The organism is Burkholderia sp. SIMBA_051 (assembly GCF_046534915.1).
Taxonomy (GTDB): Bacteria; Pseudomonadota; Gammaproteobacteria; order Burkholderiales; family Burkholderiaceae; genus Burkholderia; species Burkholderia ambifaria.
In genome coordinates this window covers 550,287-572,254 of sequence record NZ_JAWRXS010000004.1, presented here as the reverse complement: position 1 = coordinate 572,254, position 21,968 = coordinate 550,287, and the positions used below count along the sequence as shown (strand labels likewise).

Genomic DNA, 21,968 nt, shown 5'->3' with positions numbered 1-21,968 from the left:
AGCCGGCGGCGGGGCCGCCAGCACGGCCGCCGCGGTGAAGCGGTGCGGCATCGCGGCCATTCGATTCCTGCCGGAAACGCCGACCGAAAAAAATATTCGATCGGCTGTCATTTCCAGGCTCATGCTGCGTCTATTCGGCTCCTTAAACCCATGTACCGGAGAGATGTCATGAAAAATGGACTGCTGGCTGCCTGTGTCGCCGCTTTCGCGATGGTTGCCGTGAGCGCGCATGCGCAGAACGATGCGATGTCGAAGGACGGCACGTCGATGTCGAAGGACGCGATGGGCCACGACGCGATGGCGAAGGACGGCGCGATGAAGAAGGGCACCATGAAGAAGCATGCGATGAAGAAGGACGCGATGGGCCACGACGCAATGGGCAAGACGACGCCGAGCGACAAGATGGCGCCGTCGAACTGACGCCGGCGGGCGCGGCGGGCGGTGCGTGCATTGCATCGCCCGCCGCGCCGTATGCGTGCGTTTGCATCATTCCCGCATCTCCGGAGGTTTCATCATGCAAACCGTTCCCGCCACAGGTCGCGACGCGGCGTCACCGCCCGCGCGCCCGATCCATCCGGTGTGGGTGCGCGTGAGCCACTGGCTCAACGCGCTCGCGGCCATCCTGATGGTGTTGTCCGGCTGGCGCATCTACGACGCGTCGCCGATCTATCCGCCGTTCACGTTTCCTCACGGCATCACGCTCGGCGGCTGGCTGGGCGGGGCGCTGCAATGGCATTTCGCGGCGATGTGGCTGCTCGTCGCCAACGGATTGTTCTACCTCGCGATGTCGATCACGACCGGGCGCTTCGCGCGCATGCTGCTGCCGGTCACGCCCGCGTCCGTCTGGCGCGACCTGCGTGCCGCACTGCGCGGACGGCTGTCGCATGACGACCTCGGCGTCTACAACGCGGTGCAGCGCACCGCGTACCTGACCGCGATCGTCGACCTCGTCGTGCTGGTGCTGTCGGGGCTCACCATCTGGAAGTCCGTGCAGTTTCCGCTGCTGCGCGAGCTGTTCGGCGGCTACGACATGGCGCGCGTCGTGCATTTCTGGGCGATGTCGCTGCTGGTCGCATTCGTCGTCGTGCACGTCGCGATGGCGTTGCGCGTGCCGCGCTCGCTGCTCGCGATGCTGCGCGGACGTTGACCCGCACCGTGCGGGCAAAGGGGATCATCATGTCGGAATCCGAAAGCACGCGCGACGGTTCGCGCTGGACGCTCGACCGCAAGTCGCTCGAACTCGACGTACGCCGCACGCTCGACATGCCGTCGCGGCGGCTTTTCAACCGCCGCATCCTGACGCTCGGCGGCCTGACGATGTTGACCGGCTGTTCGCTGCACGACGACGCGTCGGTCAACACGTTTCTCGAGCGGGTATCGCGGCTGAACGATCGCGTGCAGGCGTGGATCTTCAGCGGCGAGCGGCTCGCGCCGACCTATACCGAAGCCGACATTACGCGGCCGTTCCCGTTCAACGCGTACTACGGCATCGACGACGTGCCGCACGTCGACGCGGCGACGTACCGGCTGATGCTGTCGGGCCGCGTGACGGGCAAGCGCGTGTGGACGCTCGACGAGCTGTATGCGCTGCCGCACGCGGAGCAGATCACGCGGCACATCTGCGTGGAAGGGTGGAGCGCGATCGGGCGCTGGGGCGGCACGCCGTTCGGCGCGTTTCTGGCGCGCGCGGGCGCCGATACGCACGCGAAATACGTCGGCTTCAAATGCGCGGACGATTACTACGAAAGCATCGACATGCCGACCGCGCTGCATCCGCAGACGCTGCTCACATTCGACTACGACGGCCAGCGCCTGCCGCCGGAATTCGGCTTTCCGATGAAGCTGCGGATGCCGACCAAGCTCGGCTACAAGAATCCGAAGCACATCATGGAAATCTTCGTGACCGATACGTTCCCGGGCGGCTACTGGGTCGACCAGGGGTACAACTGGTTCGGCGGATCGTGAGCGGCGGGGTGGACCCGCGCCGGCGGCCGTGCTTGCCGATGCGTTACGCGGATTCGCGCACCTGCAGATCGACGCGCAGGCCGATGGCCGACGCCATGTTCACGAGCGCGTCGAGCCCGAACAGGTTGATCTTGCCGCGCAGCAGGTCGGACACGCGCGGCTGCGTGACGCCCAGTTGTTTCGCGGCCTGCGCCTGGCTGAGTTCCAGCTGTGCGATGCGCTGCTTGAGCGCGATCATCAGTTCGGAGCGCAGCTTCATGTTCTCGGCCTCGGCCGGCTGGCCCTCGATTGCATCCCAGACATTCGTATAGCGTTCGTTGCTCATCGTTTCCTCTCGATCGTCAGCGCGCGATAGCGCCGGGTGGCCAGTTCGATATCGGCCTTGCAGGTGCGCGCCGATTGCTTGCGGAAGCAGTGCAGCACGTAGATCGCGTCGGCGAATGTCGCGACGTAGATGATCCGGAATGCGCCGCTCGCATCGCGCAGGCGAATTTCCCGCACGCCGGGGCCGACGGTGCGCATCGGCTTCCAGTCGTCGGGCGCCAGACCGCGCTGCACCTGGTCGATCTGGTGGCCGGCTTCGCGGCGCGCGGGCAGTGGAAAGCCGCGAGGCGCGTCAAGGGCGCCGCCGACGAAGACAACCGGCTTCGGCGGAAGAATGGTTGGATTATACAAAATTTTGTATGGGTGGTGTGCGAATCGAATGAACGGAACGTCGGCGGCCGGACCGGCAGGCCGATCGTCACGATAAGCGCGAAGCGACACCTGCAGCGCATGACTGGCCATCAGGCCGAGGTATCGAACGTGACGCGGGGGAAGGGTTCGAGTGCGGTGCTCGCGACGCCCGTGCAGCGCGTATCCGGCCCCGGATCCACCGTGAGCGGCGGCCCGTAAATGTCGCGCCGAAACGTCAGTCGATATCCTTTCAGACGGGTCTGACGATGCTTTCGAATCCGTGATGCCATAATGCCGAGCATTGCGTGGACGAAGCCGTTCACGCACGTTTTCGTGACCCTCTGCCGCCGCTCGCCGGTTCTTATTCGTCGCCGTTCGCACCGCCATGTCGTTCCGCACGTTTGTCTGCGCCTTCCCGGTCCCGTCAGGGCCGTTTGCCGGTTTCTCCGGCGTCTTTCAGCGCAGCGCGCGGCACGTCGTGCAGGCAGGCTGACCGATGACACCGCTCGACCGCCTCCTCGATTTCCTCGGCCGCCTGCCGTTCCGGATCCGCCTGCCGCAAAGCCGCGGCGGCCGTGTCGCACTGGCGCTGGTATTCATCTATTTCGTCTGGGGTTCGACCTACAGCGGCCTGCATTTCGCGCTGCAGTCGTTCCCGCCGCTGCTGCTGTCGGGGCTGCGCAACCTGCTCGGCGGGATCGGCCTGTTCATCTTCGCGCTGCGGCGCAAGCCCGAATGGCCGACGCTGCTGGAAATCCGCAACTCGGCGATCGTCGGCACGATGCTGGTCGCGCTGTCGTCCGGCACGATTGCGCTCGGGATGCGCACGGTCAGCAGCGGCTCGGCCGCGGTGATGGTCGCCACGGTGCCGCTGTTCGCGACCGTGATCGCGGCGGTCGCCGGGCGCCCGGTGACGAAGGGCGAGTGGTCGGCCGTCGCGCTCGGGATGGTCGGCATCGTCGTGCTGAATTCGGGCGGCGCGGCTGCCGCGAACTCGGCGCTCGGCACGATCTGCGTGCTGGCCGGCGCGCTGTTCTGGGCGGGCGGCGCGCATCTGTCGACGCGGCTCAAGCTGCCGTCGGACCTGTTCCTGTCGACGTCGCTGCAGATCGGTCTCGGCGGGCTGATGTCCACGCTGGCCGCGTGGCTGCTCGGCGAGCGCATCGAGCAGGTCGCGGCGGCGCCGGTGTTCGCGTTCCTGTACCTGATGGTGTTCTGCACGATGGCGGCGTACGTCGCGTACGGCTACCTGATTCGCCACACGAGCCCGATCATCGCGAGCAGCTGCATGTACGTGAACCCGATCGTCGCGGTCGCGCTCGGCGCGCTGATGCTCGGCGAGCCCGTGACGATGGCGACCGTGATCGCGACGGTCGCGATTCTCGGCAGCGTCGGGCTGTCGTTCCTGTTCGACCCCGCGCGCCGTCCCGCGGCGCGCGCGGCGGTCGACGTTTCGCCGGCCGTGGCGACCGGCTCGGCGGCGGCGCCTGCACCGGTACCTGCACCGGATCAGGCCGCGGTGCCGGATTCGGCGCCGATCCTCACGCCTTCCGCGATACCGCTTGCGGTGCCGACCCCGGCCGCTGTCGTGGACCCGGCCGCTGTCATGGACCCAGCACAGGCGTTCACGCCGCCACCCGCCGACGAACCGGCCGAGTCGCGCGCCCGCGCGTGACGCCGCTGCGCGCGGCGGAGGTCAGGCGCGCTGCGCGCCGCGATGGTGGAACCAGGCGGCGAGCGCGGTAAACAGCAGGCCGGCCGCGCACATGCCGATCCAGCCGAATGCATGCCACGCGGCGACGCCGACCGACGAGCCGAGCGCGCCGCCGATGAAGTAGCACACCATGTACACGGTGTTCACGCGGCTGCGCGCGTCGGGCTTCAGCGCGTAGATGCGCGACTGGTTCGAGATCTGCGCGGCCTGCACGCCGACATCCAGCACGATCACGCCGATCACGAGCCCGACGAGGCTCGTCCCCGACAGCGCAAAAATCACGAACGACGCCGCGAGCAGCGCGATCGCGAGCGAGATGATCGCGCGCGGGCCGCGCTTGTCGGCGAAACGGCCCGCGTAAGGCGCGGCCAGCGCACCGGCCGCGCCGACGATCCCGAACAGCCCGGCGGCCTGCGGGCCGAGATGGAACGGCGCGCCGGCCAGCAGCAGCGTGAGCACCGGCCAGAACGCGCTGAACGCGGCGAACAGCGCGGCGCCCGTCAGCGACGCGTCGCGCAGCCCCCGCAGTTCGACCGCCAGATGCCACATCGAGCCGAGCAGCTTGCCGTACGACAGCGTCGACGTCGGCGAACTGCGCGGCAGCCGCAGCACGATCACCGCGGCCAGCGCGGCGAGCGCCGCGACCGACGCACCGAATACCGCCCGCCAGCCGAAATATTCGGCGACGAAGCCGGCCGCCGTGCGCGCCAGCAGGATGCCCAGCAGCAGGCCGCTCATCACGGTGCCGACCGCATGCCCGCGCTCGGCGGGCGGCGCGATCTCGGCCGCGAACGGCACGGCCTGCTGCGCGATCGTCGCAAGCACCCCGATCGCGAGGCTCGCCGCGGCGAGCACCGCCAGCGACGGCGCGGCCGCGGCCACGATCAGCGCGATCGACAGGCCCGCGATCTGCAGCAGGATCAGCCCGCGGCGATCGAAACGGTCGCCGAGCGGCGCGAGCAGGAACATGCCGGCCGCATAGCCGAGCTGGGTCGCGGTCGGCACCGCGCCGATCCACGACGCGCTGTCGGGAAACGCCGAGCGGAAGCTGTCTAGCAGCGGCTGGTTGTAGTAGATGTTCGCGACCGACACGCCCGCGATCGTCGCGAGCAGCAACAGCAGGCTGCGCGAGTAGTGGGGCGAGGCGGCGTCGGTCGGACGGTCGGTGGAGGCGGCGGACATGGCGGCAACGGGTCGGAGTGGGACGGCGTGGCGCGCGGCGCGGCGTCGGCTGCGCGGGCGGCCGGGCGCCGATCGAGCGTGCCGATCATACCGGAGCACCGGGAATCATGCCGGGAGGGCGGCCACGCGGCCAAGCGGCCAAGCGGCCAAGCGGCCAAGCGGCCAAGCGGCCAAGCGGCCAAGCGACCAAGCGACCAAGCGACCAAGCGACCAAGCGACCAAGCGGCCAAGCAGCCAAGCAGCCAAGCGACCAAGCGACCAAGCGACCAAGCGACCAAGCGACCAAGCGACCAAGCGACCAAGCGACCAAGCGACCAAGCGATCAAGCGATCAAGCGATCAAGCGATCAAGTGGCCGGTGATCGGCGCTCGACCGGCCGCTACCGGCGCCGCTCGGCCGCAACGAGCGCCGACGGGCCGCCGCCCGTCATTCGCTCGAGCATCGATGATGCACATCGTCAGTCGACCAGTTCCCCGCTCGGTTCATAGAACGGATAAGGCCCGTCGCCTTCGTCCACGTACACGTGATGGGACATCATCCCCGTCTCCGGCGTATGGACGTGCACCGCGAACGCGGGCGGTTCGAGCCGGAACGCCGACGGCCCGTCCGCGCGCAGGTCGAACGCAACCTGGTGCGCGGGCGCCGGCACGGCGGACGCGAGCGTGCCGCCGAAGCGCGTGAACATCGTCCGGTGCACGTGGCCGCACAGCACGCGTTCGACGTTCGGATAGCCGCGCAGCAGCGCATCGAGCTTAGCGGCGGCGGCGGGCGCGAGGCGCAGCGCGTCCATGTGCTGGATTCCGGACACGAACGGCGGATGATGCAGCGCGACGATCACCGGCCGGTCGCGCGCGGCGTCGAGCTGAGCGGCGAGCCACGCGAGCCGCGCGTCGCACAGGTCGCCGTGGCTCGCGCCGGGCACCTGCGAGTCGAGCGCGAGCACGCGCACCGCGCCGACGTCGAGCGCGTATTGCACGAACTCGCCGTCCTGCAATTCCGGGCGATCGGCGAACGCGCGGCGCAGCCCCGCGCGATCGTCGTGATTGCCGACCATCAGGTAATACGGAATCTCGAGCGGCGCGAGCAGGTCGCGCAGATGGCGGTATTCGTCGTCGTGGCCGAAATCGGTCAGGTCGCCCGTGACGAGCACCGCGTCGGGGCGCGGCACCAGCGCGTTCAGCTTCGCGATGCAGCGCGCGAGCGCGGCGGCCGTGTCGACGCGCCGGTACGCGAGCTGGCCCGGACGCTTGATGTGAAGATCGCTGATTTGAGCAAGCAGCATCGTCGTTCCTCGGAATGTCGGGTTATCGTGGGGCGCTGTCATGCGGCGAGCGCGATCAGGCCTTCCGCCGCGATCGCGATGCCGACCGCCGTGCCGCGTGCGAGCTCGATGCGGCCCGGCACGTCGATCACGAGCGCGTCGGGCGCCGCCTGCTCGATCGTGAGCCGCGTGCGCTCGCCGAGGAACGCGCACGCGCCGATCGCACCGCGCAGCGGCGCATGCGCGGGATCGGCGAGCTGCGCGTCTTCCGGGCGGAAGAACCACTCGTCGGCGGCGTGCGGCGTGACGATCGCGCCACCCGTCGTCACGAGCGCGCCATCACGCCATTGTCCCGCAAGGCGGTTCAGCGTGCCGATGAACTGCGCGACCGTGCGGTTCGCCGGCCGGTAGTAGATGTCGCGCGGCGTGCCGATCTGCTCGATGCGGCCCGCGCCCATCACGACGATCCGGTCCCCGAGCTCCATCGCCTCGGCCTGGTCGTGCGTCACGTACACGGTCGTCACGCCGAGCTCGCGCAACAGCGCATTCATCTCGCGGCGCAGCACGTCGCGCAGCTTCGCGTCGAGCGCGGTCAGCGGTTCGTCGAGCAGCAGCACGCGCGGGCGCACCGCGAGCGCGCGCGCCAGCGCGACACGCTGGCGCTGGCCGCCCGACAGCTGATCGACCGGTTTGTCCGCGTGCGCGTCGAGCCGCATCATCGCGAGCAATTCGTCGACGCGTTCGCGCAGCGCGCGCGGCTCGGTCTTGCGGATCTTCAGTCCATAGCCGACGTTGCCGCGCACCGTCAGGTTCGGAAACAGCGCGTAGTTCTGGAACACCATGCCGACCTGGCGGCGCTCGATCGGGAGCGCGGTCACGTCGTCGCCGCCGAATGCGATCGTGCCGCCGGCGTCCGGCGTGTCGAGGCCGGCGATCAGGCGCAGCGTCGTCGTCTTGCCGCAGCCCGACGGGCCGAGCAGCACGAGCGTCTCGCCCGCGCCGATCGACAGGTCGAGCGGTTCGAGCACGCGCGTGCCGCGGAACGTCTTCGCGCAGCGGGTCAGGGTGATGGGCGTGGAATCGAGTTTCATGAGATCGGTAAAGTCAGCACAGGGTCAGCGCGGGCGGCGCTTGAGCGCGCGCGTGCCGGACGGATCGACGCCGAGCCACTGCATCGCGACGAGGAGCGGCAGCGTCATCAGCAGGAACACGATCGTGTAGGCGCTGCCGACTTCGAGACGCAGCGACGCATAGGTATCGGCGAGTCCGACGGGCAGTGTCTTCGTGTCGGGCGTGTGCAGCATCCACGTCAGGTTGAATTCGCCGATCGACAGCGTGAGCACCGCGAGCGCGCCCGCGACGATGCCGGGGCGCAGGTTCGGCAGCACGATCGTCACGAAGCGCGTGACGAACGACGCGCCGAGGCTCGCCGCGCCTTCCTCGAGCGTGCGCAGGTCGGCACCCGCCGCGACGGCCGCGACCGCGCGCACCATGAACGGCAGTGTGAACACGACGTGGCCGACGACGATGAACCACAGGCTCATCCGGAAGGCGGTGAAGCCGCCGTACACGACCAGCAGCGCGAGCGCCGACGCGAGGCCCGGCAGCGCGACCGGCAGCACGAGCGCTTCCTCGATCATGCGGGCGACGCGGCTCTTGCTGCGCGCGAGCGCATAGCCGGCCGGCACGCCGACGGCGAGCACGATCGCGAGCGTCGCGAACGCGACGCCGAGCGACAGCGCGACCGAGCCCTGGTATTGCTGCCACACCTGTTCGAGCCAGCGCAGCGTGAGGCCGCTCGACAGCCCGCGGAAATAGTTGACGGTGAGGCCCGCGAGCACCGACATCACGACGGGCACGATCAGGAACGCGCACAGCAGCAGCGTGACGCTCCATTGCAGCGCGGCGATCGCGCGCGCGCCCGTGACGCGCGGCGCGCGTCGTGCGACGCCGTTCGCATGCGACGGAGCGGGCGCCGGCGACGGCGCGGACGAACCGGAAAGCGATTGCATGAAGGAATCCTCAGGCCGCGGCGGCGGCGGTATGGCCGGTGAACCGGCGCGCGAGCGCGAGCACGGCCCACGTGACGATGCCGAGCACGATCGACAGGCCGGCCGCCGTCGCGATGTTCGCGTTCAGCGTGAACTCGGTGTAGATGGTCATCGGCAGCACGTTCAGGTCGGTGGCGAGCGTAAACGCGGTGCCGAACGCGCCCATCGCGGTCGCGAAGCAGATCGCACCGGCCGCGATCAGGCCCGGTGCGAGCGCCGGCAGCACGATGTCGACGAAGATGCGCCACGGCGACGCGCCGAGCGAGCGCGCGGCTTCCTCGAGCGACGCATCGAGCTTCGACGCGGCCGCGATCACGGTGACGATCACGCGCGGAATCGAGAAGTACAGGTAGCCGACGAACAGCCCGGCAACCGAATACGCGAACACCCATTTGTCGCCGGTCAGCTTCGCGGACAGCATGCCGATCAGCCCCTGCCGCCCGGCGAGCATGATCACCATGAAGCCGACCACGACGCCCGGGAACGCGAGCGGAAACGTGAGCAGCGCGAGCAGCACGCGCTTGCCCGCGAATTCGCGGCGCGCGAGCAGCAGGCCCGAGATCGTCGACAGCGCGAGCGTCGCGAGCGTGACGCCGGCCGACAACGCAACCGTTTCGCCGAGGCTCTTCATGTAGCGTGCGTTGCCGAGCAGCGTCGCGTACTGCGTGAAGAACGCGCCGTCGGCGGACACGTGCACGAGCGCCGCCATCGGCAGCAGCCAGAACGCGGCGAACACCGCGAGCGCCGGCGCGACGAGTGCGACGCGCCAGCGTAGCGGGAAAGTCAGATCGAGCATTGCGTGGTACCGGCCGCTTACTGCATCACCTGCAGGTATTGCAGGCCGAACGCTTGCTGGCCGGCCGCCATCTTGCCGAAATCGACCGGTTTCGCGCGGGCGTATTCGCTGGCCGGCAGGAACTTCGCGGCGACGTCGGCGCCGAGCGTCTGTGCGCGCACCGGACGCAGATACGCGTTGGCCCACAGTTTCTGGCCTTCGTCGGACAGCACGAAGTCGAGCACCTTCTTGCTGTTCGCGTCGTGCGGCGCGCCCTTCACGAGGCTCATCACGTACGGCACCGCGATCGTGCCTTCCTGCGGGATCACGAACTCGACGTTCGCGTGATCCTTGTACTTCGCGCGATACGCGTCGAAGTCGTAGTCGAGCAGGATCGGAATCTCGCCGGACAGCACGCGCGCATACGCGGTCTGCTTCGGCACGATCGGCGCGTTCGCCTTCAGCTTGCGGAACCAGTCGAGCGCCGGCTTGAAGTTGTCGAGGCTGCCGCCGAGCGCCTGGTTCACGGCGACCGCGCCCGCATAACCGACGAACGCGCTCGACGGATCGAGGTAGCCGACCATGCCCTTGTATTCCGGCTTCAGCAGATCGGCCCACGAGCGCGGCACCGGCTTGCCGTCGAGCGCGTCCTTGTTCACGAAGAAGCCGAGCGTGCCCGAGTGGATCGCGAACCAGTAGCCTTGCGGGTCCTTCAGGTTCGCGGGAATGTCGTTCCAGTGCGCGGGCTTGTACGGCGCGATCACGCCCTTGTCCTTCGCCTGGAACGCCGACGACACGCCGAGATAGACGACGTCGGCGACCGGGCTCTTCTGTTCGGCGATCAGCTGCGCGATCGCCTGGCCCGAGTTCTTGTTGTCGAACGGCACGCGGATACCGGTTTTCTGCTTGATCGCCGCGATTTGCGCGGCCCAGTCGGCCCATTCGGGCGGGCAGTTGTAGCAGATCGCGGATTCGTCGGCATGGGCGGCGGGCGCGAACGCGACGAGCGCGGCGCAGGCGACGGGCGCGGCGAGCACGCGCAGCAGCGAGGTCAGGCGAAAGGACACGGTAGGTCTCCGGGCGGGGTAAGGGTATGTCGCCGCGCGCTCGCGCGGCACACGCATTCAGGCTTGGTGTAGTTGAAGATTGGCGGCCGGCGGCGCGACCGTCGCGCCGTCGCGCACCGTGTGCGGCAGGATCAGCGACGTGCGCTCGATCGTCGCGCCGCCGATGCATTCGACGAGGCGTCGCCATGCATGACGGCCGATGTCCTGGTTCGGCGTCGCGACGCTCGCGAGCGGCGGCGCGAGCAGCTCGCCGATCGCGATGCCGTCGAAGCCGAGCACCGACAAATCGTCGGGAATCGAGAAACCCGCGCGGCGCAGGCCGCGCATCACGACCATCGCGAGAAGGTCGTTGCTGCAGAACAGGGCGGTGGGGCGCGTGGCGTGCGCCGTGAGGTGCGCGAGCACCGCGTCGGGCAGCTCGGCCGCGTTGAAGTCGACTTCGACCGGCGGCAGCGTCGCGACGCCGGCTTCCTCGAGCGCCTGCGCGTAGCCGAGATGACGCTGACGTGCGCGATCCGACGCGGCGAGCGAGCCGGCCAGCATCAGCACGCGCCGATGGCCGCGCGCGGTCAGCAGACGGACGCCGTCGTAAGCGGCGCGGCGGTTGTCGACCGACACCGACGGGCGGCGTTGCGTGTCGTTGTGCATCAGCACGTAGTGCGGGCCGTCGCGGTCGAGCATGTCGAGCAGCGGATGCGTGTCCGCGTCGGCGACGGTCAGGATCAGTCCTTCGACGCGCTGCTCGCGCAGCGTCTCGATCGCGTGGCGCTCGCGTGCCTCGTCGTATTCGGTCGTCATCACGATCAGCTTGAAGCCGGCCGCGGTCGCGAGTGCGTCGATGCCTTGCAGGCAGTCGGCGAACACCGGATTCGACAGCGTCGGCACGACCACGCCGACGAGGCGCGTACGCTCGCCGCGCAACTGCCGGCCGAGCGGGCTTGGGCGGAACTGCAGCGTGTCGATGGCGGTGCGGATCGTCGTCAGCGTGGCGGGGCTGACGGTGTGCGGCGCGTTGATCGCGCGCGAGACGGTGGCGATCGAAAAGCCGGCGAGCGCGGCGACATCCTTGATGGTCGGGGTCATGAAGTTACGCGATGTAAACGTTTTCGACCGATGGATTATCGAAAATGTTTGTGACTTCGCGATGACTCGCCAGACATCTGTTTCGTAAAAAATACGATACAAACATCAGACGTTTTTGCGCCCCGAGAATGGGCGCAGTGATTGTATCGGGGGATATTGCGGCGCGGGACGAAATCGATGACGCTGTGGCGGCGAGGTCGATGTCCGGATATGAATTCGGCCGCGGATGGTGCAGGCAGGCATGCCGCGTCGCGATGCGCCGCGCATGAATCAGGGAACGCATGCGCGAAGCAATGGTAGAATCGCGTCCCGCCCTTTTGCCGGGGTGATGAAATTGGTAAACATAGCGGACTTAAACGATTGAGTGCCCGACTGGAAACGGTCGGTGCAGAACCCTTCAAATTCGGCGAAACCCCTGATGCGCGCATCGAGGCAACGCCGAGCCAAGCCTCGCGGCGAGATCGCAGCGAGGAAGGTGTAGAGACTAGACGGGGGGCGCCTAAGGCGCACGGGCGGCGATCACGCCCGCGCGCGACGGTGAAGGCATAGTCCAGCGCACGAACGGCATCGTTTCGACGAGGCCGGCTTCGAAAGAAGCAGTGTGACGAAAATCCGCCGCCTTAATTGGCTTGCCGGTTCAAGTCCGGTCCCCGGCACCAATTCCTCAGCCGCTGATGCTTGCGGCCGTGACGAATCGCCAGAATCTCCTGTTTGTACTGGTGACGATGGCATTTACCGATCGCAAAGCGCGCATCAGGCATCACATTTACTATCCGAACCTTTCTCGGTATCCCATCGCAGCGGCAGATTGGATTCGTCGCAGCGCATCCCTATGCTATTGCTGTGGACGCAATCGAACTGCAGACGGCAATTGGCTCGCCGCGCAGCTATGTGCGTGAGGTCGCGCGGGACATCCGATGAGCACTAGACCGCGTGCTCGCGATCGATGCTGATCTGACAACCCGAGTGATGTATGTCACGGGCAAACTGCCGCCGATGAGAGCCGGCGGCAACTCGGCTGACGAACCTATCCGAAATCTTGTGTGTGCGGCACAAACTGAAGGTCGAGCAGCCGGCCAAGCCCTAGCTCAACGACGTGCTGCGCTTGGGCGGGCTTCCTCTGCCGCAAGGGCGACGGCGAACCCAGAGCGAAGCCCATCTGGCCGGGCTTCAAAGAGGTTCATGTCGCCGTCAGGACATTGCAGAAGTTATAGGTCGACGGTCATGCGGGAAATTGTGTATCAGCCGGTGCGGCGATCCCTGTCAGCACTCGATCCAAGAGCGCCTGCGCAAACTCGTACGTTGGCGGCTGCGCCGCAAACAGGATCCGGTAGACGAGCGGTGCGATGACGTAATCCATCAACGTCTGGCACGTCGGTGGGGTTTCGCCGCGCGCCAGCGCTTGCTCGCGGATCACGTCCAACTGTTCCTCAATACAGTGCGCGCATTGCCCCGCATTGAGCGGATCGGCGCTGCTCAACACGTCGCGCAGCAGTGTCCGGCCGACTTCAGACGACATCTCCTCAAGATACTGGGCAAGCCAGTTCTCCATATCCTGCCGAAACTCACCCGTGTCCGGCGGCAGACTGTCGGGCAGGAGATGCTCGACCGCCACGTCGGAAAGCAACTGCGGCAGGTCACCCCAGCGCCGGTAGATGGTGGACGGCGTCACACCGGCGCGCGCCGCGATCGCTGGCACGGTCAGGCCATCCCGACCGTTTTCCTGCTGCAGTCCACGGACCGCGCGATGCACGGCTTCCTGCACGCGCGCGCTGCGGCCACCCGGCCGCAATCCCTTTCTCGTCGTCATGGTCGATTCGATTCCTTCATGCAACACATCGAACAACGAACGCCACTAAAGCAAAATGTTTGCATTTGCGCGCGACCGTCGCTATATTAAAGCAAATTCTTTGCTTTAGTGGTCGGCTGGCCTTATGTCGAACGTCACCCAAACCGTAGTACCCGCCGGAGCAGCGTCCGCTGCGACCGCTTCCGCACTGGCCCCCCACACGATCACGCCAGTGGGCCATCTCGTCGCGTCGAGCGTGCCGACGCCTCTATCGGCTCTCCCAGGAGCAATGGCATTTGTCGCCGATGCTGTTGACGCTGATCTTCGGCGTGTATGCGCTGTCGCTACTGTCTGCGCGAATTGTAGCGGGGCGCTGTCCGATTATATCGGCCGGCGTTCGGTGATCGGCGCGGCGCTCGTCCTCGAAATGGGGGGCGAGGGGGCTGTTCCTGGCGACCATCGGCCCGGGCTGGCTCATCGCCGCCCGGATGTTGCAAGGCGTTGCGACCGCCCTCGCCGAGCTGGCGCCGGCGCCGCTGCATCTCGTGTTTGTCCTGCTATTCGCGAACAGTCCGCCGACGATTCTCGCGGGATACACAACGCCGTGGCTCGGCTTGCTGAAGGTCGCGCATTTGTATGGCGACGCATTGATTCTGCTGGTGCTGACGGGTCTGGTGTTCACGATCGTGCGGCATTAGAGCGATCGGCGCGTGGCCGGGACGGCCGCGCATTGACCGGGCGGGGGCGGCGTGGCGTCGGAATCGGATTGATGAACAGTCGAGGCGGAGGAAGGTGATGGATACGCTCAGCGCAGTGCGCTTCACGACGACCGTTGCTGCTCATTCGGCGGCCGCAGGCGCGTCGTTCCGGGTGACGCCAGCCGTGCCGCCGCGCGACGCCGTGCTACTTGGCCTGGGGGCGGTTGAGGCCGTCGCCGCGATGCAGAGTGGCGATTTCACCGCAGAACGATATGCGACGACGCTCCTCGAGCAAGTAGACCGTTGGAGTGTCCTCAATGCATTTCGCATGCTGGATCGCGATGCGGTGTTGCAGGCGGCACGCGCGGCCGACGTGCAGCGCAGCCAGGGCGGCGTGCTTGGCCGGCTGCACGGCCTGCCGATTCCGGTGAAGGACAGTGTCAACACACGCATGCTACCGACGTCGAACGGCACGCGGTCGCTGACTGACTTCCGACCGTCAGCGGACGCCAGCGTGATTGGGCTACTCGGCGAAGAAGGAGCGATCGTCATGGGCAAGACCAACTTGCACGAGCTATCGTTCGGCTGGACCAGCAACAACGAAACCTTCGGAGCGGTTCGCAATCCTTATGATATCGCGCGCAGCCCGGGCGGCAGCAGCGGCGGTTCGGCAGCGGCCGTATCGGCCAGAATGGCGCCGCTCGCCGTGGCCGAGGATACCTGGGGGTCGATTCGCCTGCCGGCGTCCTTTTGCGGGCTCGCGGGCTTTCGCCCGAGCCGTGGGCGCTATCCGGACGACGGCATCATGACGTTGAGCCGGAACTTCGATCAGGTCGGCCCGCTCGCCCGTTCCGTCGAGGATCTCGTGCTGTTCGACCAGATTGCCGCACGCGATGCGCGGCCGATCGCGCCGCGCATCGCGAACGAGATTCGCATCGCGCTGCCGGCGGCGCTCTGGGCGGATCTCGATCCGGAAGTCGAACGGGTCGCACGGCGGGCGCTCGGGCGCCTGCGCGAAGCGGGCGTATCGGTCGTGGAAATCGCCGCGTCGATGAACGACGTAATGCGTGCGCCCAGCGTCGTCGGGACGATTGTCGCTTACGAATTGAGGAGCAGCGTCGTCGATTTTCTCCGGCGCCACGAAACGGGGGTCTCGTTCGACGATCTGTATGCGACGCTCGCGTCGAACACGAAGAACCTGATGGATTCGATGATTCTGCCGCCGTGTGCGCCTTCGCGCGAAGCCTATGAGGCGGCGTTGTTCGAACGGGGCAAGATCGCGTCGATTATTACCTCCCGCATGCGCGCGTATCGCGTGCACGCGTTGGCGTTTCCTGTCGCCACGGTGCGTGCGCCCCTGATCGGTGAGGAAACCGAAGTGACGATCGACGGCGGACGCATGATCGACTCGTTCGATGCGCTGGGCCGCAATGTCGCGCTCGGTAGTTGCGTCGGCATGGCGAGCGTCGTGCTGCCGGCCGGACTAGCGACCGACGGTATGCCGATCGGGATCGAGTTCGCCGGGTTGCCGGGCGGGGACCGGGGCGTGCTTGCACTTGGACTGGCGCTGGAACGGATTCTCGGCGCTGCCAGAGAATCCGGCACGGAGGCGTATCGCGATTCACGCACCATGCAGCCCTGAAACGACGAACGAGGAGAACACATTCGCACGATGAGCATCGGCTCCGCACCGTGCCGCCACACGAGCGGCGACGCGCGCATGGGAGCTGTCCTGGCTGGCTGCCGCGCATAGGACGGGCACCGCCGATCCGGAAGAGAGCCGGATATTAAGATTAACTAATTTATTCAGACGTTGGTTAACACTATGGTTCGCCATTCAGGTATTGGAAGCGCCAGCCGACCCCAGGCCGCAAGTCGGCTCGTGTCGTGGGCAGGCTTGCTGGCTTTGCTGGCGGGTTGTCACGGGGAAGCGCACGATGCGGCGGCGCCCGCGCCCGAAGTTGGCGTCGAGACGGTCGCGCCGCGCACGGTTCACGTCACCGACGAATTCAATGGCCGCGTCGAAGCGGTCGACGCGGTCGAACTTCGGCCGCGTGTGAGCGGGTATCTCGAGCGGGTCACCTACAAGGAAGGCGATCGCGTCGTCCGGGGCGCGGTGCTCTTCGTGATCGATCAACGTCCCTACCGGATCGCGCTCGATCGCGCGAACGCGCATCTGCAACGCGCGCGCGCTACGGTGAACCTCGCGCAACTGCAATACAAGCGCGCGCAGACGCTGATCGCGTCGCGCGCGACGTCGCAGGAGGAGCTGGACAGCACGCGCGCGGCTGATGCGCAGGCGCGCGCGGACCTGAGTGCGGCGGAGGCGGCCGTCGCGGACGTGAAGCTCAATCTCGGCTTTACCGAAGTACGTGCACCGATCGCCGGGCGTGTCGGCCGCGCTCTCGTGACGACGGGCAATCTCGCCAGCGCAGATCAGACGTTGCTGACGACACTGGTGTCCCAGGATCCGGTGTATGTCTATTTCGACTGCGACGAGCAGAGCTATCTGCGCTACAGTGCGCAGCGCATCGATCCGCGGGGTCGCGCGATCGGCGCGAACCCGGTCCGCATCGGGCTCGCGAACGAGACCGGCTTCCCGCATGCGGGCACCGTCGATTTCCTCGACAATCGGCTCGACCCGGCAACGGGGACGATCCGCGCGCGCGCACGACTCGCGAATCCGGACCATGTGTTCACGCCGGGGCTGTATGCGCGCGTGCAGCTCACGAGCGGCCGCGACGATCGCGCGCTGCTAATCGATGACAAGGCCGTGCTGGCGGATCAGGATCGCAAGTACGTGTACGTGGTCGGCCCGGGGGACAAGGCGCTGCGTCGCGACGTGACGATCGGCCGCCAGTTCGACGGCCGGCGTATCGTCGAAAGCGGGCTGAAGTCCGGCGACCGTGTGGTCGTCGAGGGCATGCAGCGGATCTTTTATTCGGGCGCGTCGGTGAAGCCGAAGCCGCTGGCCGTGCAGACCACCGATGATTCGGCGGTACGCGCGGTCGCCCGGTGACGATCGGAGGCGCGATGGATTTCTCGAAATTCTTCATCGACCGGCCGATCTTCGCGGTCGTGCTGTCGATCATCATCTTCGCGATCGGCCTGATTTCGATTCCGATGCTGCCGGCTGGCGAATATCCGGAAGTCGTGCCGCCGAGCGTCGTCGTGCGGGCGACGTATCCGGGTGCGAACCCGAAGGAAATCGCCGAGTCGGTGGCCGAGCCGCTGGAGGAAGCGATCAACGGCGTCGAAGGCATCATGTACATGAAGTCGGTCGCGGGGTCGGACGGCAGCCTGCAGGTCGTCGTCACGTTCATGCCGAGCGTAGATCCGGATACGGCCGCGGTGCGCGTGCAGAACCGCGTGAGTCAGGCGCTGTCGCGCCTGCCTGATGAGGTGCGCCAGTATGGCGTGACCACGCAGAAGCAGTCGCCGACGCCGCTGATGTATGTTGGTCTGATCTCGTCGGACGGCAGCCGCGATCCGCTGTACTTGCGCAACTACCTGACGCTGCATGTGAAGGATGAATTGTCGCGCATTCCCGGTATCGGCGACGTCAGCGTGTACGGCTCCGGCGACTATGCGATGCGAATCTGGCTTGACCCGAACCGGCTCGCATCGCGCGGGCTGACCGCGGGCGACGTGATCGCCGCGGTGCGTGAGCAGAACGTGCAGGTGTCGGCCGGCCAGCTCGGCGCGGAGCCGTCGCCGAAGGCGACTGATTTCCTCATGTCGATCAACGTGCGTGGCCGGTTGCGCACGACCCAGGAGTTCGGCGACATCGTGCTGAAGAGCGGCGCCGACGGCCAGGTCGTCAAGCTGGCCGACGTTGCGCGCATCGAGCTCGGGGCCGGCGACTACACGCTGCGCGCGCATCTGGATCAATCCGACGCCGCGACGGTCGGCATCTTTCTGGCGCCCGGCGCAAACGCGCTCGCGGTCGCGAAAGCGGTGTATGCGAAGCTCGACGAACTGTCGAAACGGTTTCCACCGGGGCTGGCCTACAAGCCGATGTGGGACCCGACGGTGTTCGTGCGCGAATCAATCCGCGCGGTGCAGCACACGCTGATCGAGGCCGTGGTGCTGGTCGTGCTGGTCGTGATACTGTTCCTACAGACGTGGCGCGCGTCGATCATTCCGCTCGTCGCGGTGCCCGTGTCGGTGGTCGGCACGTTCGCGTGGCTCTATCTGCTCGGCTATTCGATCAACACGCTGACGCTGTTCGGGCTCGTGCTCGCGATCGGGATCGTTGTCGACGACGCGATCGTCGTGGTCGAGAACGTCGAGCGCAACATCGCGCAGGGCTTGAGCCCGCGCGACGCCGCGCACCAGGCGATGAAGGAGGTGTCGGGGCCGATCATTGCGATCTCGCTGGTGTTGTGCGCGGTATTTGTGCCGATGGCGTTCCTATCGGGCGTTACGGGCCAGTTCTACAAGCAGTTCGCGGTGACGATCGCGATCTCGACGGTGATCTCCGCGATCAACTCGCTGACGCTGTCGCCCGCGCTCGCCGCCAAGCTCCTGCGTCCGCACGGCGCGCCGCAGGACGCGCTGTCGCGCGTGCTTGAACGCCTGTTCGGCCCTCTGTTCCGGGGCTTCAACCGGTTCTTCCTGCGCAGCTCGGACCGCTATCACGGCGTGGTCGGGCGAACCTTCCAGCGGCGCGGCACGGTGTTCGTCATCTACGTCGGCCTGCTCGCGGCGACGGCGCTGCTGTTCAAGACGGTGCCGGGAGGCTTCATCCCGATCCAGGACAAGCTGTACCTGTTCGCAGGCGCGAAGCTGCCGGAAGGCGCGTCGCTGTCGCGCACCGACTCGGTGGTGCGGCAGATGGTGAAGATCGCACACGAGACGGAGGGCGTCGAGATGATGCCTGCGTTCGCCGGTATGAATGCGCTGCAGGTTGTCAACACCCCGAACATCACGAGCTCGTACATCCTGCTGAAGCCGTTCGACGAGCGCAAGCGTAGCGCCGCGCAGATCAACGCAGAACTGAATGCGCGCTTTGCCGGCATCAAGGGCGGTTTCGCGTATGCGCTGATGCCACCGCCGATCCAGGGCCTTGGCAACGGCTCCGGCTACGCGCTCTATCTGGAGGATCGCGCAGGGCTCGGCTATGGAGTGCTGCAGAACGCAGTCAACGCGTTCCAGGTGGCCGTCGCGAAGACGCCCGGCATGCATTATCCGGTGAGTACCTATCAGTCGAACATCCCGCAGCTCGAAGTGAAGGTCGACCGGCTGAAGGCGAAGGCGCAGAGCGTCCCGCTGACGAACCTGTTCGAGGCGCTGCAGGTCTATCTGGGATCCGTCTACGTGAACGACTTCAACGTGTTCGGCCGCGTCTATCGCGTGATGGTGCAGGCCGACGCCGCGCACCGCCAGAACGTCGAGGACATCGCGAACCTGCGCGTGCGCAACGCGAACGGCGAGATGGTGCCAATCGGCTCGTTGGTGACCGTGACGCCGACTTTCGGCCCTGACCCGGTCGTGCGCTACAACGGCTATCCGGCGGCCGGCCTGATCGGCGAAGCGGACCCGGCCGTGTTGTCGTCCGCGCAGGCGATCGCGAAGCTGCAGCAAATAGCGAAGGACGTGCTGCCGCCGGGCATTACGCTCGAATGGACGGACCTCAGCTACCAGCAGGTCACGCAGAGCAACGCGGCGATCGTCGTGTTCCCGCTCGCGGTGATGCTCGTGTTCCTGGTTTTGGCGGCGTTGTACGAGAGCTGGACGCTGCCGCTTGCGGTGATCCTGATCGTGCCGGTGTGCATGTGCGCGGCGCTGTTTGGTGTGTGGCTGTCCGGCGGCGACAACAACGTGTTCGTGCAGGTCGGGCTGGTTGTGCTGATGGGACTCGCGTGCAAGAACGCGATCCTGATCGTCGAGTTCGCGCGCGAGCTTGAAATTCAGGGCAAGGGTGCGATCGAAGCTGCGCTCGAAGCGTGCAAGCTGCGGCTGCGCCCGATCGTGATGACGTCGGTCGCGTTCGTCGCGGGCTCGGTGCCGCTGATTATCGGCTCCGGCGCGGGCAGCGAAGTGCGTGCGGCCACTGGTGTCACCGTGTTCGCGGGGATGCTCGGCGTCACGCTGTTCGGGCTGTTCCTGACGCCCGTGTTCTACGTCGTGATCCGCAAACTGGCTGGGGGGCCGCAATCGGTCGTCTGGGTCGAGCAACCGGTGACGCCCGAAGGAGAACTCCAATGAGCGTACTGATGCGTATCCCGATGATTGCCGCCACCGTTGCTTTGGCCGCTTGCGCGGTCGGTCCGGACTACGAGCGGCCGGCGACCCCGGTAGCGTCGCGCTTCGCGCGCGACGAAAAGCTGGCGTTGGGGCAACGCGAGCCCGCGGCAGCATCGGCCGACGCCGACGTGGCGTTCTGGTGCGGGTTCGGCGATCCCGTGCTGGGCCGCCTGATCGATCAGGCGCTGACCGCGAACCAGGACCTGCGATTCGCGATTGCGCGTTACGACGCCGCGAACGCGTTGCTCGCACATGCAAAGTTCGACCGCTTTCCGACCATCACCGCAAATGGGCAGATCGGCCACCAGTTGCTGAGCAAGGATCAGGCCTTCGGCGCGCCGCGCGTCGCGCGCGACAATCCGATTTCAAGCGCGGCCATCAACGCGAGCTGGGAGCTCGACCTGTTCGGCCGCGTGCGGCGCGGGATCGAGGCGCAGCAGACGGAGACCGCAGCCAGCGCGGCGGATATCCGCGCGGTGCGCGTGTCGATCGCGGCCGAGGTTGCGCGAACCTACGTCGACCTGCGCGGCGCGCAGGAGCGGCTGCGGATCGCGCGCGCGAATGTCCGCAACCAGCGGCAGACGCTTGCGCTGGTCGACGCGCGGGTCGGCGCGGGGCGCGGTTCCGATCTGGACGCGGCGCGCGCGCGTGCGCAGCTCGAATCGACGACCTCGCGCATCGCGGTGCATGAAGCGACGATCGGCGTCGACGAACACAGGCTCGCGGTGCTGACGGGGCAAGCGCCGGATGCGCTGATCGCTCAGCTCGACTCATCGGCGTCGCTGCCACTGCTCGCAGCCGACATCGATCCGGGCACGCCGGCCGACCTGCTGCGCCGGCGTCCCGACGTCGCGGCTGCTGAAGCTCGCCTGCACGCGGCGACCGCGCGGATCGGGGTCGCGACGGCCGACCTGTTCCCGCGTCTGACGCTGGCCGGCATGCTCGGCAGCGCGACGAACAGCTACGGCTTCTTCCGGGCGGGCAGCGATACGAACCTGATCGCGCTCGGCATCGACTGGTCGTTCCTCGACGTCGGCCGCGTGCGTGCGCGTATTGCGGAGAGCCGTGCCGACGCCGCGGGGCAGCTTGCGCAGTATCAACAGACGGTCCTGCTCGCGCTGGAAGACACCGAGAATGCGCTGCTGCGCGCCGCGCGCACGCGTGACGAAACCGCGCATCTGGAACGCGCGGCGACGAGTAGCGCGCGCGCGGCGCAGCTCGCGCAGACGCGTTTCGCGGCAGGCGCGATCGACTACTACGAGGTGCTCGACGCGCAGCGCACGCTGCTGCAGGCGCAGGATGCGATGGCCGACGGTCAGATTCGCAGCGCGGCGGCGACGATTGCGCTGTACAGGGCGCTCGCGGGTGGATGGCAGTCGACGCCGACCGCGGGATGAGCGGGTTGCCGCCCCGCGTGACCAGCGCCATCGCGAAAGCGTGCGGGAGGACGCGCGGGTCG

General features: G+C 67.2%; 20 protein-coding genes. 9 read left to right on the top strand and 11 right to left on the bottom strand.

All coding sequences use genetic code 11. From position 1 onward, the window contains the following. The first annotated feature begins 168 nt into the window (after window positions 1–168). From SB771_RS13030 to SB771_RS13020, 3 genes are all read left to right on the top strand, one after another. Window positions 169–420, top strand: a complete 252-nt coding sequence (locus SB771_RS13030) for a pentapeptide MXKDX repeat protein (RefSeq protein WP_012363482.1) — start codon at window positions 169–171, stop codon at window positions 418–420. A gap of 94 nt (window positions 421–514) precedes the next feature. Next, entirely contained in the window at window positions 515–1,147 is a 633-nt protein-coding gene (locus SB771_RS13025; protein WP_105833796.1) for a cytochrome b/b6 domain-containing protein, read from the top strand. Window positions 1,148–1,176: 29 nt separating this feature from the next. Further along, window positions 1,177–1,965, top strand: a complete 789-nt coding sequence (locus SB771_RS13020; RefSeq protein WP_175661750.1) for a molybdopterin-dependent oxidoreductase — start codon at window positions 1,177–1,179, stop codon at window positions 1,963–1,965. Between the two features lie 43 nt (window positions 1,966–2,008). On the opposite strand, the gene SB771_RS13015 is transcribed toward SB771_RS13020, so the two are convergent. From SB771_RS13015 to SB771_RS13005, 3 genes are all read right to left on the bottom strand, one after another. Continuing rightward, a complete protein-coding gene (locus SB771_RS13015; protein ID WP_175661751.1) occupies window positions 2,009–2,290 on the bottom strand; it encodes a helix-turn-helix domain-containing protein in 282 nt (93 codons plus the stop codon). Next, a complete protein-coding gene (locus tag SB771_RS13010) occupies window positions 2,287–2,640 on the bottom strand; it encodes a type II toxin-antitoxin system RelE/ParE family toxin (protein ID WP_175661863.1) in 354 nt (117 codons plus the stop codon). Before SB771_RS13010 ends, SB771_RS13015 begins: the two co-directional genes overlap by 4 nt. Window positions 2,641–2,750: 110 nt before the next feature. Further along, window positions 2,751–2,963, bottom strand: a complete 213-nt coding sequence (locus SB771_RS13005; protein ID WP_175661752.1) for a hypothetical protein — start codon at window positions 2,961–2,963, stop codon at window positions 2,751–2,753. Window positions 2,964–3,136: 173 nt separating this feature from the next. Between SB771_RS13005 and SB771_RS13000 the strand changes: the two genes are divergently transcribed. Next, window positions 3,137–4,315 (top strand): EamA family transporter, encoded by a 1,179-nt coding sequence (locus tag SB771_RS13000; protein WP_175661753.1) that lies wholly within the window; start codon window positions 3,137–3,139, stop codon window positions 4,313–4,315. Window positions 4,316–4,336: 21 nt separating this feature from the next. Here SB771_RS13000 and SB771_RS12995 read toward each other — a convergent pair whose 3' ends face one another. The 8 genes from SB771_RS12995 to SB771_RS12960 form a co-directional block, all read right to left on the bottom strand. Then, on the bottom strand, window positions 4,337–5,536 hold the full coding sequence (locus tag SB771_RS12995) for an MFS transporter (RefSeq protein ID WP_175661754.1): 1,200 nt from the start codon (window positions 5,534–5,536) through the stop codon (window positions 4,337–4,339). A gap of 457 nt (window positions 5,537–5,993) precedes the next feature. Further along, complete coding sequence (locus SB771_RS12990) at window positions 5,994–6,818, bottom strand: phosphodiesterase (RefSeq protein ID WP_175661755.1); 825 nt, start codon at window positions 6,816–6,818, stop codon at window positions 5,994–5,996. 38 nt (window positions 6,819–6,856) lie between these two features. Then, the gene (locus tag SB771_RS12985; protein ID WP_011656447.1) at window positions 6,857–7,888 is read right to left on the bottom strand and encodes an ABC transporter ATP-binding protein; all 1,032 of its coding nucleotides are present in this window, start codon (window positions 7,886–7,888) and stop codon (window positions 6,857–6,859) included. Between the two features lie 24 nt (window positions 7,889–7,912). Then, entirely contained in the window at window positions 7,913–8,809 is an 897-nt protein-coding gene (locus SB771_RS12980; RefSeq protein WP_165751151.1) for an ABC transporter permease, read from the bottom strand. Between the two features lie 10 nt (window positions 8,810–8,819). Then, a complete protein-coding gene (locus tag SB771_RS12975) occupies window positions 8,820–9,644 on the bottom strand; it encodes an ABC transporter permease (RefSeq protein WP_166723376.1) in 825 nt (274 codons plus the stop codon). 17 nt (window positions 9,645–9,661) lie between these two features. Beyond that, the gene (locus SB771_RS12970; RefSeq protein WP_175661756.1) at window positions 9,662–10,690 is read right to left on the bottom strand and encodes an ABC transporter substrate-binding protein; all 1,029 of its coding nucleotides are present in this window, start codon (window positions 10,688–10,690) and stop codon (window positions 9,662–9,664) included. Window positions 10,691–10,747: 57 nt separating this feature from the next. Further along, a complete protein-coding gene (locus SB771_RS12965; protein ID WP_175661757.1) occupies window positions 10,748–11,773 on the bottom strand; it encodes a substrate-binding domain-containing protein in 1,026 nt (341 codons plus the stop codon). Window positions 11,774–12,995: 1,222 nt separating this feature from the next. Then, window positions 12,996–13,583 (bottom strand): TetR/AcrR family transcriptional regulator, encoded by a 588-nt coding sequence (locus SB771_RS12960; RefSeq protein WP_175661758.1) that lies wholly within the window; start codon window positions 13,581–13,583, stop codon window positions 12,996–12,998. A 467-nt stretch (window positions 13,584–14,050) separates the two neighbouring features. Here SB771_RS12960 and SB771_RS12955 point away from each other — a divergent pair, with 467 nt between their 5' ends. The 5 genes from SB771_RS12955 to SB771_RS12935 all read left to right on the top strand — a co-directional run bounded on the left by SB771_RS12955 (window position 14,051) and on the right by SB771_RS12935 (window position 21,906). Beyond that, complete coding sequence (locus SB771_RS12955) at window positions 14,051–14,260, top strand: hypothetical protein (RefSeq protein WP_175661759.1); 210 nt, start codon at window positions 14,051–14,053, stop codon at window positions 14,258–14,260. Window positions 14,261–14,357: 97 nt separating this feature from the next. Continuing rightward, the gene (locus tag SB771_RS12950) at window positions 14,358–15,902 is read left to right on the top strand and encodes an amidase family protein (protein ID WP_175661760.1); all 1,545 of its coding nucleotides are present in this window, start codon (window positions 14,358–14,360) and stop codon (window positions 15,900–15,902) included. A 183-nt stretch (window positions 15,903–16,085) separates the two neighbouring features. Further along, the gene (locus tag SB771_RS12945) at window positions 16,086–17,279 is read left to right on the top strand and encodes an efflux RND transporter periplasmic adaptor subunit (protein ID WP_175661761.1); all 1,194 of its coding nucleotides are present in this window, start codon (window positions 16,086–16,088) and stop codon (window positions 17,277–17,279) included. 14 nt (window positions 17,280–17,293) lie between these two features. Beyond that, window positions 17,294–20,470 (top strand): efflux RND transporter permease subunit, encoded by a 3,177-nt coding sequence (locus SB771_RS12940; protein WP_175661762.1) that lies wholly within the window; start codon window positions 17,294–17,296, stop codon window positions 20,468–20,470. Beyond that, window positions 20,467–21,906 carry an efflux transporter outer membrane subunit gene (locus SB771_RS12935; protein ID WP_175655978.1) on the top strand — a complete coding sequence of 480 codons (1,440 nt, stop codon included), beginning with the start codon at window positions 20,467–20,469 and terminating at the stop codon, window positions 21,904–21,906. The genes SB771_RS12940 and SB771_RS12935 overlap by 4 nt, the downstream gene beginning before the upstream one ends. Window positions 21,907–21,968 lie beyond the last annotated feature (62 nt).